14 protein-coding genes and 4 pseudogenes are annotated in these 14,628 nt (G+C 49.7%); 7 read left to right on the forward strand and 11 right to left on the reverse strand.

The window, feature by feature from the left end:
- The first annotated feature begins 150 nt into the window (after positions 1 to 150).
- Genes LOZ86_RS21125 through LOZ86_RS21135 form a run of 3 tightly spaced genes read left to right on the forward strand, consistent with a single transcriptional unit; the run spans position 151 to position 1,856 of the window.
- Positions 151 to 822, forward strand: a complete 672-nt coding sequence (locus tag LOZ86_RS21125) for a CsgG/HfaB family protein (protein WP_039488062.1) — start codon at positions 151 to 153, stop codon at positions 820 to 822.
- 18 nt (positions 823 to 840) lie between these two features.
- Entirely contained in the window at positions 841 to 1,200 is a 360-nt protein-coding gene (locus LOZ86_RS21130) for a DUF4810 domain-containing protein (protein WP_039488060.1), read from the forward strand.
- A complete protein-coding gene (locus LOZ86_RS21135) occupies positions 1,197 to 1,856 on the forward strand; it encodes a DUF799 domain-containing protein (protein ID WP_039514235.1) in 660 nt (219 codons plus the stop codon). The genes LOZ86_RS21130 and LOZ86_RS21135 overlap by 4 nt, the downstream gene beginning before the upstream one ends.
- 122 nt (positions 1,857 to 1,978) lie before the next feature.
- Here the strand turns inward: LOZ86_RS21135 and LOZ86_RS21140 are convergent, their stop codons facing one another.
- On the reverse strand, positions 1,979 to 3,481 hold the full coding sequence (locus tag LOZ86_RS21140) for an MFS transporter (protein ID WP_230242741.1): 1,503 nt from the start codon (positions 3,479 to 3,481) through the stop codon (positions 1,979 to 1,981).
- 105 nt (positions 3,482 to 3,586) lie between these two features.
- Between LOZ86_RS21140 and LOZ86_RS21145 the strand changes: the two genes are divergently transcribed.
- Entirely contained in the window at positions 3,587 to 4,138 is a 552-nt protein-coding gene (locus tag LOZ86_RS21145) for a TetR/AcrR family transcriptional regulator (protein ID WP_039514237.1), read from the forward strand.
- Positions 4,139 to 4,187: 49 nt separating this feature from the next.
- Here the strand turns inward: LOZ86_RS21145 and LOZ86_RS21150 are convergent, their stop codons facing one another.
- On the reverse strand, positions 4,188 to 4,583 hold the full coding sequence (locus LOZ86_RS21150) for a winged helix-turn-helix transcriptional regulator (protein ID WP_106389091.1): 396 nt from the start codon (positions 4,581 to 4,583) through the stop codon (positions 4,188 to 4,190).
- A gap of 128 nt (positions 4,584 to 4,711) precedes the next feature.
- On the opposite strand from LOZ86_RS21150, the gene LOZ86_RS21155 reads away from it, so the two are divergent.
- Entirely contained in the window at positions 4,712 to 5,563 is an 852-nt protein-coding gene (locus LOZ86_RS21155; RefSeq protein ID WP_039514239.1) for an SDR family oxidoreductase, read from the forward strand.
- A gap of 94 nt (positions 5,564 to 5,657) precedes the next feature.
- On the opposite strand, the pseudogene LOZ86_RS21160 reads toward LOZ86_RS21155, so the two are convergent.
- Positions 5,658 to 6,006: pseudogene (locus LOZ86_RS21160) on the reverse strand (LysR substrate-binding domain-containing protein); the annotation flags it as partial.
- Between the two features lie 105 nt (positions 6,007 to 6,111).
- On the opposite strand from LOZ86_RS21160, the gene LOZ86_RS21165 reads away from it, so the two are divergent.
- On the forward strand, positions 6,112 to 7,152 hold the full coding sequence (locus LOZ86_RS21165) for an IS630 family transposase (protein ID WP_230242742.1): 1,041 nt from the start codon (positions 6,112 to 6,114) through the stop codon (positions 7,150 to 7,152).
- Positions 7,153 to 7,164: 12 nt separating this feature from the next.
- Here the strand turns inward: LOZ86_RS21165 and LOZ86_RS21170 are convergent.
- Positions 7,165 to 7,653, reverse strand: a pseudogene (locus LOZ86_RS21170) (LysR family transcriptional regulator); the annotation flags it as partial.
- A gap of 212 nt (positions 7,654 to 7,865) precedes the next feature.
- Between LOZ86_RS21170 and LOZ86_RS21175 the strand changes: the two are divergent.
- Positions 7,866 to 8,063, forward strand: a pseudogene (locus LOZ86_RS21175) (alpha/beta hydrolase); the annotation flags it as partial.
- Between the two features lie 64 nt (positions 8,064 to 8,127).
- Here LOZ86_RS21175 and LOZ86_RS21180 read toward each other — a convergent pair.
- The 7 genes and pseudogenes from LOZ86_RS21180 to rpmH form a co-directional block, all read right to left on the reverse strand.
- On the reverse strand, positions 8,128 to 8,790 hold the full coding sequence (locus LOZ86_RS21180) for a class I SAM-dependent methyltransferase (RefSeq protein WP_156890177.1): 663 nt from the start codon (positions 8,788 to 8,790) through the stop codon (positions 8,128 to 8,130).
- Between the two features lie 486 nt (positions 8,791 to 9,276).
- Positions 9,277 to 9,773: pseudogene (locus tag LOZ86_RS21185) on the reverse strand (tyrosine-type recombinase/integrase); the annotation flags it as partial.
- Between the two features lie 308 nt (positions 9,774 to 10,081).
- A complete protein-coding gene (gene mnmE / locus LOZ86_RS21190) occupies positions 10,082 to 11,446 on the reverse strand; it encodes a tRNA uridine-5-carboxymethylaminomethyl(34) synthesis GTPase MnmE (RefSeq protein WP_039485127.1) in 1,365 nt (454 codons plus the stop codon).
- A gap of 129 nt (positions 11,447 to 11,575) precedes the next feature.
- Positions 11,576 to 13,210, reverse strand: coding sequence for a membrane protein insertase YidC (gene yidC / locus LOZ86_RS21195; protein ID WP_039485128.1), 1,635 nt, complete (start codon positions 13,208 to 13,210; stop codon positions 11,576 to 11,578).
- Positions 13,211 to 13,212: 2 nt separating this feature from the next.
- Positions 13,213 to 13,470 (reverse strand): membrane protein insertion efficiency factor YidD, encoded by a 258-nt coding sequence (gene yidD / locus LOZ86_RS21200; RefSeq protein WP_010281237.1) that lies wholly within the window; start codon positions 13,468 to 13,470, stop codon positions 13,213 to 13,215.
- Positions 13,434 to 13,793, reverse strand: coding sequence for a ribonuclease P protein component (rnpA, locus tag LOZ86_RS21205; protein ID WP_010281235.1), 360 nt, complete (start codon positions 13,791 to 13,793; stop codon positions 13,434 to 13,436). The genes yidD and rnpA overlap by 37 nt, the downstream gene beginning before the upstream one ends.
- Before the next feature lie 18 nt (positions 13,794 to 13,811).
- Entirely contained in the window at positions 13,812 to 13,952 is a 141-nt protein-coding gene (gene rpmH / locus LOZ86_RS21210; protein WP_005976668.1) for a 50S ribosomal protein L34, read from the reverse strand.
- Between the last annotated feature and the right edge of the window lie 676 nt (positions 13,953 to 14,628).

The following is a 14,628-nucleotide window of genomic DNA, read 5'->3' on the forward strand; positions in this document are numbered from 1 at the left end:
CCCTCATAATGTTGATCGCCATTTACATGCAGCAAAATAATGTTTAGTAAAAACAATGTTACGGCTAAATAGCGTGTTTACGGCATTTTCATTATGAATCAATAACAGGGCGTTGCTCGGGTTAATGGATTGTCACTAAGGGATAGTGTTATGAATAAAAAAGTCGTTCTTTGTTCTGTATTCATGTCAGCTGCGTTATTGAGCGGATGTGCCACAGAGTCTTCCCGTACCGTAGAAGCACAAAAAGTTACTTCTTACAGTACGCCTTATCAGGGTGTTCGCAGCCCGATTTCTATCGGAAAATTTGAAAACCGCTCTAACTATATGAACGGTATTTTTTCTGATGGCGTTGACCGTTTAGGTAATCAATCCAAAACCATTCTCGTTAGCCATCTCCAGCAGAGCGGCCGTTTTAATGTGTTGGATCGTACCAACATGGAAGAACTGAAAGCGGAAGCGGGTATTAAAGGACAAACGCAGACGCTGAAAGGCGCTAGCTATGTTATTACCGGCGATGTGACCGAATTTGGCCGCAAAGAAGTGGGTGACCATCAGCTGTGGGGTATTCTGGGTCGCGGTAAAACACAGGTCGCTTACGCAAAAACTACGCTGAATGTGGTGAACGTACAAACCTCTGAAGTGGTGTATTCCGTACAGGGTGCGGGCGAGTACACCTTGTCCAACCGTGAAATTATCGGTTTCGGCGGCACGGCCAGCTATGACTCAACGCTGAACGGCAAAGTGCTGGATTTGGCGATTCGTGAGGCTGTTAATAATTTGGTTACGGGAATTGAAAGTGGTGCCTGGCGCCCAGCGAACTAATGGAATAGGAATATAACAATGTTATCTCATAAGAAAATTGTCCTGCTACTGGCAGCGACAGTATTAGCAGGCTGTGCATCCGCGCCAAAAACGATTTACAGCTGGGATAAATACCAGCCTGCACTTTATGATTATTATCAACAGGATAAAGTCGGCCCTGATCAGCAGATTCTTGCTTTGAATGAATCGATCGAAAAAGCGAAAGCCGCAAACAAACCTGTCCCGCCGGGACTCTATGCTCAACTTGGGTTGCTGTACGCCAATACTGGCCGTGATAGTGAAGCTCGCCAACAGTTTGAAACTGAAAAAGCGAAATTCCCTGAATCAGCACCTTTTATGGACTTCCTGTTGAGTAAAAAGAAAGGGAGCATTAAATGAATCGTTTCTTAGGATTATGTGGTCTGGTTTTTGCGCTGGTGCTGACCGGCTGTGCTAAACCCGTGCCTTATGACTACACGGCATTTAAGCAGAGCAAGCCTAAGTCTATTCTGGTATTGCCACCGGTTAACCATTCCCCAGATGTGAAAGCGAGCTATAGCCTGCTTTCTCAGGTCACCTATCCGCTGGCGGAGTCGGGATACTACGTATTCCCTGTCGCGGTTGTAGAAGAGACATTCAAGCAGAATGGTCTGGTGACGGCGTCGGATATTCATGCGCTGAGTACCGCGAAGCTGCAACAAATCTTTGGTGCTGATGCTGCGCTGTATTTGGACGTAAAAGAGTACGGCACGTCATACATCGTGATTAATAGCGAAACCCGCGTTTCTGCGGATGCTCGTCTGGTTGATCTGCGTACCGGAAAACTGCTGTGGAGCGGGAGCGCAACGGCGTCCAGCAACGAGCAGCAATCAAACGCTAACGGTGGCATCATCGGTATTCTGGTGCAGGCTGCGGTAAACCAGATTGCGCACACGATCTCTGACAAAGGCCACGATATTGCTGGTGTGACTAGCGCGCGCCTGCTGGCAGCGGGAAATTCACGCGGTATGCTGTACGGACCTCGTTCACTGCAATACGGTAAAGAAACCTACTAAGTTTCCAGGTAGTACATCGTTACCTTGTAGTACGTCGTTATAGTGTAATACGTCGCTAAATCATCAACGCCGTTCGTAATTGAACGGCGTTTTTTATTGTCTTAACCGATGAGTCGGTGGTGTTATACATCAGCGGCTTGATGACGATGCGGTTTATTATGGCGGGTTGTCCAGACGAAGGTTGCGGTCAGCAGCAGGATCAGCGTTGCCGCGGCCAGCACAATGGAAAACCCGGAATCAAAGGCGGAATGGGCCTGTGTGGTGAGTATCTGCCGCATATTTTCCGGTAAGGATTCGGCAAAAATTAACGCCTCGTCCAGACTGTCATACGCGGTGTCCGGTGCGGCAAACCCAGCGGACAGCATAAACGTTGCGGAATAAGCGAAAGACAGCAAACTGACCATCAGCGTCACGCCCGTTGCGCCGCCTAATTCATACGACACTTCTTCGATTGATGCCGCCATACCCGCTTTTGACGCTGGCGCAACCTGCATAATAGTGCTCGATGCGGCCGTCATGGTGGAGCCCACGCCTGCGCCAATAACGGTCAGGCTGATGATTTGGATAATGGTGGGTGCATTGTGCAGCAGCAGATAGCTTCCCATTCCAAGCCCCGAAATCAACAGGCCAGCGGCTAGCATTGTCCCGCTATTCACGCGCGGCAGTATCTTTCCGGTTAACGGGCCAGAGATAAAGGATGCCAGCGACAGCGGTAAAATGAACAGCCCAGCCTCTAGTGGAGACAGTCCGACGACTAGCTGCAATCGCTGGGTGAAAGCCAGCTCCATTCCGATCAAGGCGGCAGCGGCTACGATAGCGGCAGCCACAGCAGCGCTGAAAGGCCGCAGGCGGAAGAGAGAGAAATCGACCAGAGGATGCTTGCTGTTACGCTGACGCCGAACGAACAGGGTAATGAAAGCCACGCCGATAAGCAGAGCGATTAGCGCATCTTCATAAGACGGAATCCGCTTGCCCAGCTCTTTTATGGCATAGGTGACACCAATCAAACCCACCATAATTAATAGGGATCCGATGAAATCCCAGCGGTGGGAGGCGTTGCCTGGCCGGTGTGGAATCACGGTGATTCCCATGATGAGCGCAAGCAAAACGACCGGCACGTTAATGAGGAAAACCGATCCCCACCAGAAGTACTCAAGCAGTATCCCCCCCATTACGGGGCCAAACGCCGCGCCGCCGGAGGCCACCGCAGCCCAGATACCGATCGCCAGTGCGCGTTCTCGTTCATCAGTAAAGGTCAGACGAATAATCGACAGTGTGGCGGGCATCATCATTGCGGCACCGACTGCCAGCAGCGCGCGAGCAGCGATAAGCATACTGGGTGTCGGCGAATAAGCGGCAAACAGTGACGCTGCACCAAAGACCACCAGTCCGGAAATAAATAGAGGTTTATGGCCCAGCTTATCGCCCAACGTACCCATCCCCAGTAGTAAACCGGAGGCAACCAGCGCATAGATATTAACGATCCACAGCTTTTCCGATGCAGAGGCGTGCAGGTCGTGAGTCAGTGTGGGGAGTGCGGTGTACAGCACCGTCATGTCGATAACAATCAGGAACAGTGCGCTGGAAACAATGGCCAGGGTCAGCCACTTTTTTGGTGATTGCATAGCAGGATCTCTACCTTGAACTTCTATTTTTCATCTGTTGGATAGCGTTCTGATGATATAGAATTACCTTTTAAATACAAACGTATTTTAAATACGGGGGAAGATATGGGGCGTCATAAGAGCATTAATCGTGCATGCGTGTTGGATGCGGCAGAGCAGATTGTCCGCACGCAGGGAACGGCTGCGCTGACTATCGATGCGGTCGCTAAAGCGGCGGGCGTGACGAAAGGCGGTATTCAGTCGTGCTTCGGGACGAAAGATGAGCTGATTCACGCGATGTATCAGCGCTGGGAAGATGAGTTTGATGAGATGGCTGCCGTGTGCATCGGTACGGATGATAGTCGGGAAGCCAGAGTGCGTGCGCATGTTGACATCACTTATCGGACGGATGCCGCAGAAGGCGATCGGGCGGCGGGCATGATGGCCTCGTTGTTGAATACGCCTGAGCACCTTGCTAGATCGCAGGCGTGGTATGACAGCCAGTTGGCTGGGCTTGATCTGAATTCACAGGAAGGGCGAGATGCTCGGCTGGCGTTTCTGGCATCCGAAGGGGCATTCCTGCTGCGCTATTTTGGCTTTATGACGGTCGATGACGAGACCTGGAAAGCCATTTTCTCTGATATTTCCCGCCTGCTACCCGAGCGCACTGCTTCCTGAGTAAGCACCTCTGCCCATGAGGCATATTAATTGATTATGGTTTGGTGGATTATTGTTCGCCTGACTGCTGTGCCGCCATAATGTCGTCCAGATTCCCTTCGACCCATATCGCCAGCTCTTTTACCCGCACACCCACCTCTCTGCCTAATGGGGTGAGGCTATACTCAACATGTGGCGGGACAACCGGATAGGCCGTTCGCAGGACAAAACCATCACTTTCCAACCATTGCAGGGTCTGCGCCAGCATGCGCTCGCTCACGCCGCCAATCCGTCGACGCAGTTGACTGAAGCGATGCGTATCATCAAGTAATGCGATCAGAATCAGTACACCCCAGCGGCTGGTGACGTGGTTAAGTATCTGGCGAGATGGACATTTCTCAGCGAAGACATTGCCGGTTGGCAGAATGGGTGGCAATAAATCGATGGGCGTTTTGGGTTGACTCACTATACTTACCTTTATGTATGTACTTACTTAAAATTAGCTTTGCCGATATTATGCCAGCCAGTCTCTGTTAATAAAAGACGGTTAACAAAAGACGGTTAATAAAAGACAGTCAACAAAAGGAGCTCGAGATGATTGCTGTTACTGGTGCATCTGGCCAACTGGGCCGTTTGGTTATCGCACAACTGTTAGAGAAGGTTCCGGCGAGCGACATCGTGGCGCTGGTGCGTGATGTCAATAAAGTGGCCGATCTGTCTGCAAAAGGCGTGCAGGTGAAAGCCGCGGATTACAATCAGCCAGAAGCGCTGGCTTCCGCACTGCAAGGTGTGGATAAGGTGCTGATGATCTCTTCGAGCGAAGTGGGTCAGCGTGCGGTACAACACCGCAATGTCATCGATGCGGCGGTGAAAGCCGGTGTGAAACTGGTGGCTTATACTAGCCTGCTGCACGCGGATAAATCGCCTCTGGCGCTGGCGGCAGAACACCAGCAGACCGAAGCGCTTCTGAAAGCATCTGGCTTACCGCATGTCCTGCTGCGTAACGGCTGGTATACCGAAAACTACGCGGCCAGCATCCCTGCGGCGCTGGAACACGGTGTGTTTATCGGTAGCGCAGGTGAGGGGAAAATTGCCTCAGCAACGCGCGAAGATTTCGCTGCTGCTGCGGTCGCGGTGCTGACGCAGGACGGGCAGGCTAGTAAGGTTTACGAACTGGCTGGCGACGAGCCTTACACGCTGGCAGAGCTGGCCGCAGAGATCAGCAAGCAGTCTGGCAAAAATATCGGTTATCAAAATCTGTCCGAAGCAGAGTTTGCTGGCGTGCTGGTTTCAGCCGGGCTACCTGAGGGTTTCGCGCAGATCATTGCCGATTCCGACACCAGTGCATCCAAAGGCGGTCTGTTTGATGACAGTAAGCAACTGAGTCGCCTGATCGGTCGCCCAACCACGCCGCTGTCAGCCGTCGTGAAAGCGACGCTGAAGTAACACTTAAAAAGTAACGCCTAAAAAATCGGCCCAGAGATCATTCTGGGCCGATTGCTTTTAAATAAATGGGAGTTTATTGCCTGATGTCATTCGCTTATACCCGCAATGTATCTATCATCATTCGCAGCGCTGGTGACACATTACGATGGTGATAATACAGGTGTAATTCAGCTAGACGGTGGCTATAACGTGTAAGCGTGCCACGCTCCAGATCTTCTCTTACCAGCTCCTCTGGAGCATAGGCCAGTCCTAGCCCCTGTCTTGCCGCAGCGGCCTCCATGTAGCTATCGGAAAACACCCACTGCCCTTGTGGACTATGTTTTATCTGATTGCCTTCCTGCTGTAGTCCCTCCGGTTTTTAGTACCACCGCTAAATCGGCTGGCGTTTGTGGAAAGCCGTAATGGAAAAAGTGGTCTGGTGTTGCGACGACAACCATCTCCATACTAAATAGCTGCGCGGAATAGTAGATCACTTTGAGGGAACTCAGCCCGGATTGTGCGATCTGATCAATCGCCAAATCAAAACAAATCACCAACCGGACTGAGCAATGCCGATCATAGCACCCATTCCTCGCGACGAGCGACGCCTGATGCAGAAAGCTATCCATAAAACGCGCGATAAAAATCATGCCCGCAGACTCACCGCTATACTGATGTTGCACCGAGGAGACCGTGTCAGCGATGTCACCAAAACGCTCTGTTGCGCCCGTTCATCCGTCGGACGCTGGATTAACTGGTTTACGTTGTCGGGTGTTGAAGGCCTGACATCCTTACCCGCAGGGCGCTCCCGTCGCTGGCCTTTTGAGCACATCTGTACCTTATTACGGGAACTGATAAAGCACTCTCCCGCTGATTTTGGCTATCAGCGTTCACGCTGGAGCACCGAACTTCTGGCAATAAAAATCAATGAGATAACCGGGTGCCGGTTACACGCCGGAACCGTCCGTCGCTGGCTTCCGTCAGCGGGGCTTGTGTGGCGCAGAGCCGCGCCTACATTGCGTATCCGTGACCCGCATAAAGATGAAAAAATGGCGGTAATCCGTAAGGCTCTGGATGAATGTAGCATTGAACATCCGGTGTTTTACGAAGATAAGGTGGATATCCACCTTAATCCAAAAATCGGTGCAGACTGGCAGTTGCGTGGTCACCAAAAGCGTGTAGTTACGCCGGGGCAGAATGAAAAATACTACCTGGCCGGAGCGTTGCACAGTGGTACGGGTAAAGTCAGTTACGTTGGCGGCAACAGCAAGAGTTCGGTACTGTTCATCGGCCTGCTGAAGCACCTGAAATCCACTTATCGACGGGCAAAAACCGTCACGCTTATAGTGGATAACTACATCATCCACAAGAGCCGTGAAACACAGCGCTGGCTGAAAGGTAACCCGAAGTTCAGCGTAATTTATCAGTCGGTCTACTCGCCGTGGGTGAACCACGTTGAGCGTCTATGGCAGGCGCTTCACGACACGATAACCCGCAACCATCAGTGCCGTTCGATGTGGCAGTTACTGAGAAAGGTTCACCATTTTATGAAAACTGTCAGTCCATTCCTGGGAGGTAAACATGGGTTGGCAAAAGTGGAGCGGTATTAGGCGCAGCTATTTAGGCGCAATGCGCACGGCAATCATGCCGTCATCAACTTCGCCACCCAACCGTACGCCCGTATCGAACCGTTCATTGATGATGTCGACAAAGCGACGTTCACTAATGAGTTCCAGCCGAATATCGGGATAACGCTGCATGAATATCGCCAGTTTGGGCAACAGCACCTTATCAATCGCGTGCTGGCTGGCGTTAATCCGAACGGTGCCTGAAGGGGTATCACGGAAATGAGCAAGCGTAGTCAGGCCGATATCCAGTGATTGGAAACTGGTCACCGTGGTTCGGTAAAGCTGCTCACCCGCTTGAGTCAGCAACAGCTTGCGGGTGGTCCGCGTCAGGAGTTACACGCCCAGACGATTTTCCAGATTGCGTATTGTGCGGCTGATACCAGACTGAGCCAAACCAAGCAGGCTTGCTGCTTTGGTAAAGTTGTCTTCACGCGCAACCAGCATAAACACGTAGAGATCGTTGTAGTTTTCTCGGCCTGTCATGTTCATCCACACCCATACGTTCAGATTGGAATTGTATTGCTTTTGAGCGTTTCACTACGAATATTTATAACATAAATGCATTAATATTATCTAATTTAAGTGTCTAATCATCATCATTTGTTCTAACTACAATGAAGTTTATGGGTCATAAAACCATCAAACCCATACCAAATAACCACGAATCAATACTCTGTTTTTAAAGGAAATTTATCATGAATGTCCTTCCTAAGAAGCTGACAGTCATCGCGTCTGCTTTGTTACTGAGTGTCGCGTTAACCGGAGTTTCCACTATGACGTATGCACAAAACACCAATCCTAATCAGCCCGTTTCTATGGTGACGCAATGGGATAAGACGTTTGCTCAAAGCAATAACGTCGACCACCGTAAGGTTACCTTTCAGAACCGTTACGTGTAGCGGCTCGCAATCCACGCTACCTGGCTCACGATAACTGCCTGTGGAAATTAAATAGAGATCACTTACTTTTGATGATATCAATATAAGTGATATTGTGATGAGGATCATCATATATGCTCTTACTAAATCCCGTAAAATCATTAAAGAGGTTGCTTAATTCTTGTTGATTACGATAAACAAGATGCCAGTCCATTATCAATTCAAGGTAGCCACGTCCTGTGCTCGTAGGACTAAAATTTCCGACAACGAGCCGTCCTCCTGGTTTTAGCATTAATTTTAGAATCTTACTTAATTTCAATGCCTGAGCTTCAGGTAAATAATCATACAACCCAGAGGAATAAATTAAATCAAATTTTCCTAACCCAGGCTGTAATGAGCCCCATAGATTTTTTACTCCTGAAATAATAGTTTTCACTCTACCATGATAAACAGAATCAACTTCTGAACATGAAACCGCATCCTGATCGAGTGCAATAATTTCTCCTTTATAAATATCAGAAAGAGCAATACTTCCAGACAGTTCCCGACAATGGCCAGAAGCAACAGATAATATTCGTGCAGACTGGTTTTTAAGTACAGTATCATTGATATATGCAGTGAGTAATGTTCGGCGTAATAAAACTGATAAACCCATAGAACTTCGTGTTGTACACTCAAAAATGCCATGTCCATGCTGCGTTGTCTGAGGTGGTACTATTCCGGAATATACATAATCCAGCATTACTGCATCCCCAGCATAACCACGTGGTTTAGTGAATGCTCGGTTAGTATAAGGGTCCTGTTGACAAATATTAAAAACAGGATGATTTCTGACAATATCACGAATATTTTCTAAATCATTTATATCAACATTATTATATAACCGAGTTAATTTCTCACTGAAATTTTGAAAAGCGGAAAAATAGTTCCCTTGTTCACAAAAAACATGTGTGCATTTAGAATGTGGAGTAACTTATTTTGGTATTTTTTATTACTTTCCATATACATAACCTCATCATATAGCTTTAACAGTACAGACATATGCTGATAAAGAGAGTATAGCATTACTGAATTATTTTACTATTACCCTGTTTATTTGTAACTAGGTTGTTTTAATTTATTGGATTATATAATTTTTTTATTTTAGGTGGCTTTGTGCAGCGTGTTTAAGTGGCAAAAGTAGGGCACTTAACTATTTAAATCAATTTATGATAATGAGTCATTTTTCTTATTTGGCCTCATAAGCCTTCTCAAATTTCCCGATAACCACCTTTCGCCCTCCTCAATCTGCGCATCAACAAAGTCAGCCCATGACTGAAGCATCTCCCGGCGCTGATTTAAGTACTGTGCACGGTTGTAGACGCTACGAACGCCACCGATCTTATGTGCCAGACATTTCTCCACCCAATCCGAGCTATAGCCCTGTTCATGTAGTAGCGTGCTGGCAGTATGCCGGAAATCATGAATAACAAAATCTCTGCCGTTCAGATCCAGCGTACGCACTACGCAGTTAAGTGTTGTTTTGGAGATTGGGCATCGGTAGTCGTTACAGCTGCTGGGGAAGGAGTATGGAGAATCTCCGGCCAGAAATTTTAGCTCTTCGAACATCACTAGCGTCTGTTTTTACAGCGGAATTATATGTGGATTATCCATCTTCATGCTTTCGCCGGGAGTACGCCATTCCAGCGCATTGAAGTTTACTTCACTCCACTTTGCCTCAATCAACACTTTTCCTCCCTTTGGGAGTATCTCAATCATCAGGCTATCTCTATCAGCTATTTACCAAGGATGATCTTTTGGAATTAATGAACGGAGTTTTGTATCTGAAAGCGACATTTTTCACCTCTTTGCTGTGCCTATGAGGTGTGATTTTTAGCTTAAAAAATGAACATTAGCACTGCGATTTTTTTGCTATGGGCACAAAAATCGCGGATGTATCCGCACGACTACGTACTAGTATGTATAATAAAAACCCGCATTAACAGTAAGTTAATGCGGGTTGGTGAATGTTCACGGACGACTAGGACTAAAACTTACTTCCCAATACAAAAACTCGAGAAAATACGGCCTAGCAGGTCGTCAGAGGTGAATTCACCGGTGATTTCACTCAGAGACTGCTGTGCCAGCCGCAGTTCTTCTGCCAGCAGTTCGCCTGCGTAGGCGCTTACCAGCTGTTCTTTCCCCTGAATCAGATGCTGTGCAGCCAGTTCGAGTGCTTGCAGATGGCGACGTCGAGCCAGAAAACCACCTTCCGTGTTACTGGTGAATCCCATGCTTTGCTTGAGGTGGTCGCGTAGCGTATCGATGCCTTCACCTGTACGGGCGGACAGGCGGATAAGTGAGTGAGTATTCACTTCTTCAATGCCAAGCGTTTCGCCAGTCACGTCAGCTTTGTTGCGTACCACGGTAATCGGCAGCGTTTTTGGCAGGCGCGCCATAAATTCTGGCCAGATCTGATCAGGCTCAGTCGCCTGCGTGGTGGTGCCGTCTACCATGAACAGCACGCGATCGGCCTGTTCGATTTCCTGCCATGCACGCTCAATACCAATGCGTTCGACTTCGTCGCTGGCATCGCGCAGCCCGGCGGTGTCGATGATATGCAGTGGCATACCGTCGATATGGATGTGCTCGCGTAATACGTCACGCGTGGTTCCCGCGATATCCGTCACAATGGCGGCTTCACGACCGGCTAACGCATTGAGTAAGCTGGATTTACCGGCATTAGGACGACCCGCAATCACGACCTTCATCCCTTCCCGCAGCAGGCTACCTTGATGTGCTTCGGCTCTGACGGCATCCAGATCGGCCATCACGCCATTGAGCTGTGCTTCAATTTTGCCATCGGAGAGGAAGTCGATCTCTTCATCTGGGAAGTCGATGGCAGCTTCGACGTAGATTCGCAGGTGAGTGAGTGCTTCCACTAACTGATTTATACGGGTGGAAAATACGCCTTGCAGAGAGTTTAGCGCTGAGCGGGCAGCCTGTTCCGAGCTGGCATCAATCAGGTCGGCGATGGCTTCCGCCTGCGCGAGATCGAGTTTGTCGTTCAGGAAGGCACGTTCAGAGAATTCACCAGGACGCGCAATCCGCACGGTAGACAGCGTCAGAATACGTTGCAGGAGCAAATCAAGAATAACCGGACCGCCGTGACCCTGAAGCTCCAATACGTCTTCACCGGTAAAGGAGTTTGGGCCGGGAAACCAGAGGGCGATACCTTGATCGAGCGTGGTGCCGTTGGCATCACGGAACGGCAGGTAATCGGCGTGGCGCGGCTTGGGGAGCTTACCCAGAACGGCATGCGCCACGTCTGCGGCCGCCTGTCCTGAAATGCGTAAAATACCCACGCCTCCGCGTCCCGGTGGCGTGGCTTGGGCGACGATGGTGTCGGTATTACTCATAATGTTCTCTCTGCATTGATGCCTGTCTGGCAGGCTATTCTACGTATCGTTGGCTGATAAAACAGCCATTAAAAAAATAAGGCGGTCAATGACCGCCTTATGCTTTCTATCGGTTAGCCATCAACCGGATTATTTTTTCTCGCGGCTATGCAAGCCACGTTTTTCCAGACCGCGGTAGATCAACTGCTGCTGGAGAATGGTAACCAGGTTGCTGACGATGTAGTACATAACCAGACCTGACGGGAACCACAGGAAGAAGACGGTAAAGATGACCGGCATGTAGGTCATGATCTTCTGCTGCATTGGGTCGGTCACGGTGGTTGGTGACATCTTCTGAATGAAGAACATCGTCACGCCCATCAGGATCGGCAGAATGTAGTACGGGTCTTGTGCGGACAGGTCATGAATCCACAGAGCGAACGGCGCGTGACGCAGTTCAACGGAGCCCATCAGCATGTAATACAGTGCCAGGAAGATCGGCATCTGAATCAGCAGTGGGAAGCAGCCGCCCAGCGGGTTCACTTTCTCTGACTTGTACAGCGCCATCATTTCCTGACTCATGCGCTGTTTGTCATCACCAATACGTTCACGCATCGCTTGCAGTTTAGGCTGCAGCAAGCGCATTTTCGCCATAGAGGTGTATTGCGCTTTCGTCAGCGGATACATGATACCGCGCACGATAAAGGTAATGGCAATGATGGAGAAGCCCCAGTTGCCGATAAAGCTATGCAGGAATTTCAGCAGCTTAAACAGCGGCTGAGAAATAAACCACAGCCAGCCGTAATCTACAGTCAGGTCTAGATGCGGTGCGACTGCAGCCATCTTGTCCTGAATTTCTGGGCCAACCCACAGGGTGGTCTTCAGATCCTGCTGGCTACCTGCGGCAACCACAACCGGAGCGGATTTGAAGCCAATAGCGGCCTGACCGTTCCCCAGCTTGCTGGTATAGAAGGTGTTAGCGCCTGCTGTCGTCGGGATCCACGCGGTTGCGAAGTACTGTTGCAGCATCGCTACCCAGCCACCGTTGGTGGTGATGTTCAGGTTTTCGTCCATGTCGCTGAAGCTGTACTTTTTGTACTTGTCTTCGCTGGAAGAGAACGCCGCGCCACGATAAGTGTGCAGTGCAAAGTTGCTGCTGCCGGTATCGCGGTGCTTAGGCAATTCCATAGACTGCTTTAACTGACCAAACAGCGTGAGTTCCAGAGGCTGAGCGCTGGTGTTGTTGACGCTATAGTCAACGTTCAGCGCATAGTCGCCACGTTTCAGAACAAACGTTTTGGTGTAGGTGACGCCGTCAGCTGCGGTGTATGTCATCGGGATACGCAGTTCGCTCTGACCATCCGCCAGCTCGAAGCTATCTTGCGTTGTGGTAAACAGCGGACGCGGGCCGTTAGCTGGGTTGTCCGGGCCGTTTTTGCCAGTCAAACCGCTCTGAGCCTGATAGACAAACTCGGATGTAGTTTCCAGCAGATGGAAAGGTTTATCTGAACCCAATGTGTCCGGGTAAGCCAGCAGATGCGCTTGCTCGATGTCGCCGCCACGCGTGTTGATTGTCAGCGACAGCACATCGGTTTTCACTGTGATCAGTTTGCCTTGACCGCTGGCTGGTACGCCCTGGTTGGTAGCATCACCGGTCACTGCGTTCGTCGCCTGCTGTATGGCCTGCGTGGTTGCTGGCGGATTTTTATCCGTCTCCCAAGCCTGCCAAAGCATAAAGGTTACGAATAGCAGAGCGATGAGAAGAAGATTGCGTTGCGAATCCATCGTTAATGTTCTCTGTTATTGTCGGTTTTTGGCGGTACGGGATCATCACCACCAGGGTTCAAAGGATGGCATTTTAATACGCGTTTAAGCGTCAACCAACAGCCTTTTATCATGCCGAACCTGCGTATTGCTTCAATACCATATTGCGAGCACGTTGGCCGGAACCGACAATGCGGCCCGAGCAACGGGCTGATAACGAGTTGATAACCGCGTATCAACCCGATCAGGAGTCGGGAGCCAAACGACAATGCCGACGCCATAGTTTTTCCAATGCTTCCGTCAGGGTACGGTTATCCAGTTCAGACACCCCTTTTTTCACGAGCACGACAAAGTCCATTGAAGGCAATGAATGTTGGTGCAGGCGAAAGCTTTCGCGCGTCAGGCGTTTAATCCGATTGCGTTCATGAGCACGTTTTACATGCTTTTTGGCGACGGTAAGACCGATGCGGGGATGCCCCAGCGAGTTCAGGCGGCCGAGAATGGTGATATGCGGCGTGCCAGCCCGTTGTGGTTGCTGGAAGACGAAAGTGAAATGACTGGGAGTTAACAAACGTAACTCCCTGGGAAATGCTAGCTTAACCACTCGGTGGGTTAGCTTTTATTACTTAGAAACAGACAGACGAGTACGGCCTTTCGCACGACGGCGGGCCAGAACTTGACGACCATTTTTGGTGGCCATACGAGCACGGAAACCATGGCTACGGTTACGCTTCAATACGGACGGTTGGAAAGTGCGTTTCATGGCGATTTCTACCTAAACTTGGAAAATTATAACTTCACAGTAAACGCGTTTGGCTGTTCGGCGTGAAAAAATGACCGACGCCTCAATCGCATATCACAGCTATATAACGGAAAGAGGCAGGATTGTAATAATTGTACAGTCCTGAGTCAATTAACATCACACTTAAACACGCCAGCCATTCCGATTATTTTTGGAATTTCTGCCTGCCAGAGCACAGAAAAGGCGTAGACGCGCGGGCAGGGAATTATACGGACTCTGTTGCAAAGCGCAAGGATCCTCCAACGATCTGTCCCAAAAGATCATGATCGATGTCACCGTAACGATCGTGTCTCCGAGGGTATGCTTGGGTGCGCCTTACCGTAAGCGGCTAAAATGTGTGCTAGCCGCCCCACTGCCGTGTTGCGGGGTGTGGCGATAAGAATAGCCTGTGGATAAAAAGGATCGAAACTGTGCAGAAGGGGAAGATCTCTTCGGCGGATTAGGTTATGATCCGCGGTTCCGTTAGCGATCCTTTTGACGGGATCGTCGGAGTAAACCGCCGCGCTACGTGGTGTGTCTGCTGTCTGAATTGTGAATGAAACAATCGTGGATGACGCAGGCGCCAAAAAATCATGAGTCACATAAATAACGTCTTATTCTTTTCTTTTTGATCGTTCTTGTTCGAGTGGAGTCCGCC

Origin of the sequence: Pectobacterium parvum (assembly GCF_020971565.1) — a bacterium.
GTDB lineage: Bacteria > Pseudomonadota > Gammaproteobacteria > Enterobacterales > Enterobacteriaceae > Pectobacterium > Pectobacterium polare.

Bases quoted from the DNA above. Each gene is read 5' to 3' on its own strand.
- mnmE (WP_039485127.1), bottom strand. From the start codon at position 11,446: ATGAGTAATACCGACACCATCGTCGCCCAAGCCACGCCACCGGGACGC.
- LOZ86_RS21165 (WP_230242742.1), top strand. From the start codon at position 6,112: ATGCCGATCATAGCACCCATTCCTCGCGACGAGCGACGCCTGATGCAG.
- LOZ86_RS21130 (WP_039488060.1), top strand. From the start codon at position 841: ATGTTATCTCATAAGAAAATTGTCCTGCTACTGGCAGCGACAGTATTA.
- LOZ86_RS21180 (WP_156890177.1), bottom strand. From the start codon at position 8,790: ATGCTGGATTATGTATATTCCGGAATAGTACCACCTCAGACAACGCAG.
- LOZ86_RS21145 (WP_039514237.1), top strand. From the start codon at position 3,587: ATGGGGCGTCATAAGAGCATTAATCGTGCATGCGTGTTGGATGCGGCA.
- LOZ86_RS21125 (WP_039488062.1), top strand. From the start codon at position 151: ATGAATAAAAAAGTCGTTCTTTGTTCTGTATTCATGTCAGCTGCGTTA.
- yidC (WP_039485128.1), bottom strand. From the start codon at position 13,210: ATGGATTCGCAACGCAATCTTCTTCTCATCGCTCTGCTATTCGTAACC.
- LOZ86_RS21155 (WP_039514239.1), top strand. From the start codon at position 4,712: ATGATTGCTGTTACTGGTGCATCTGGCCAACTGGGCCGTTTGGTTATC.
- LOZ86_RS21140 (WP_230242741.1), bottom strand. From the start codon at position 3,481: ATGCAATCACCAAAAAAGTGGCTGACCCTGGCCATTGTTTCCAGCGCA.
- LOZ86_RS21135 (WP_039514235.1), top strand. From the start codon at position 1,197: ATGAATCGTTTCTTAGGATTATGTGGTCTGGTTTTTGCGCTGGTGCTG.
- rpmH (WP_005976668.1), bottom strand. From the start codon at position 13,952: ATGAAACGCACTTTCCAACCGTCCGTATTGAAGCGTAACCGTAGCCAT.
- yidD (WP_010281237.1), bottom strand. From the start codon at position 13,470: ATGGCGTCGGCATTGTCGTTTGGCTCCCGACTCCTGATCGGGTTGATA.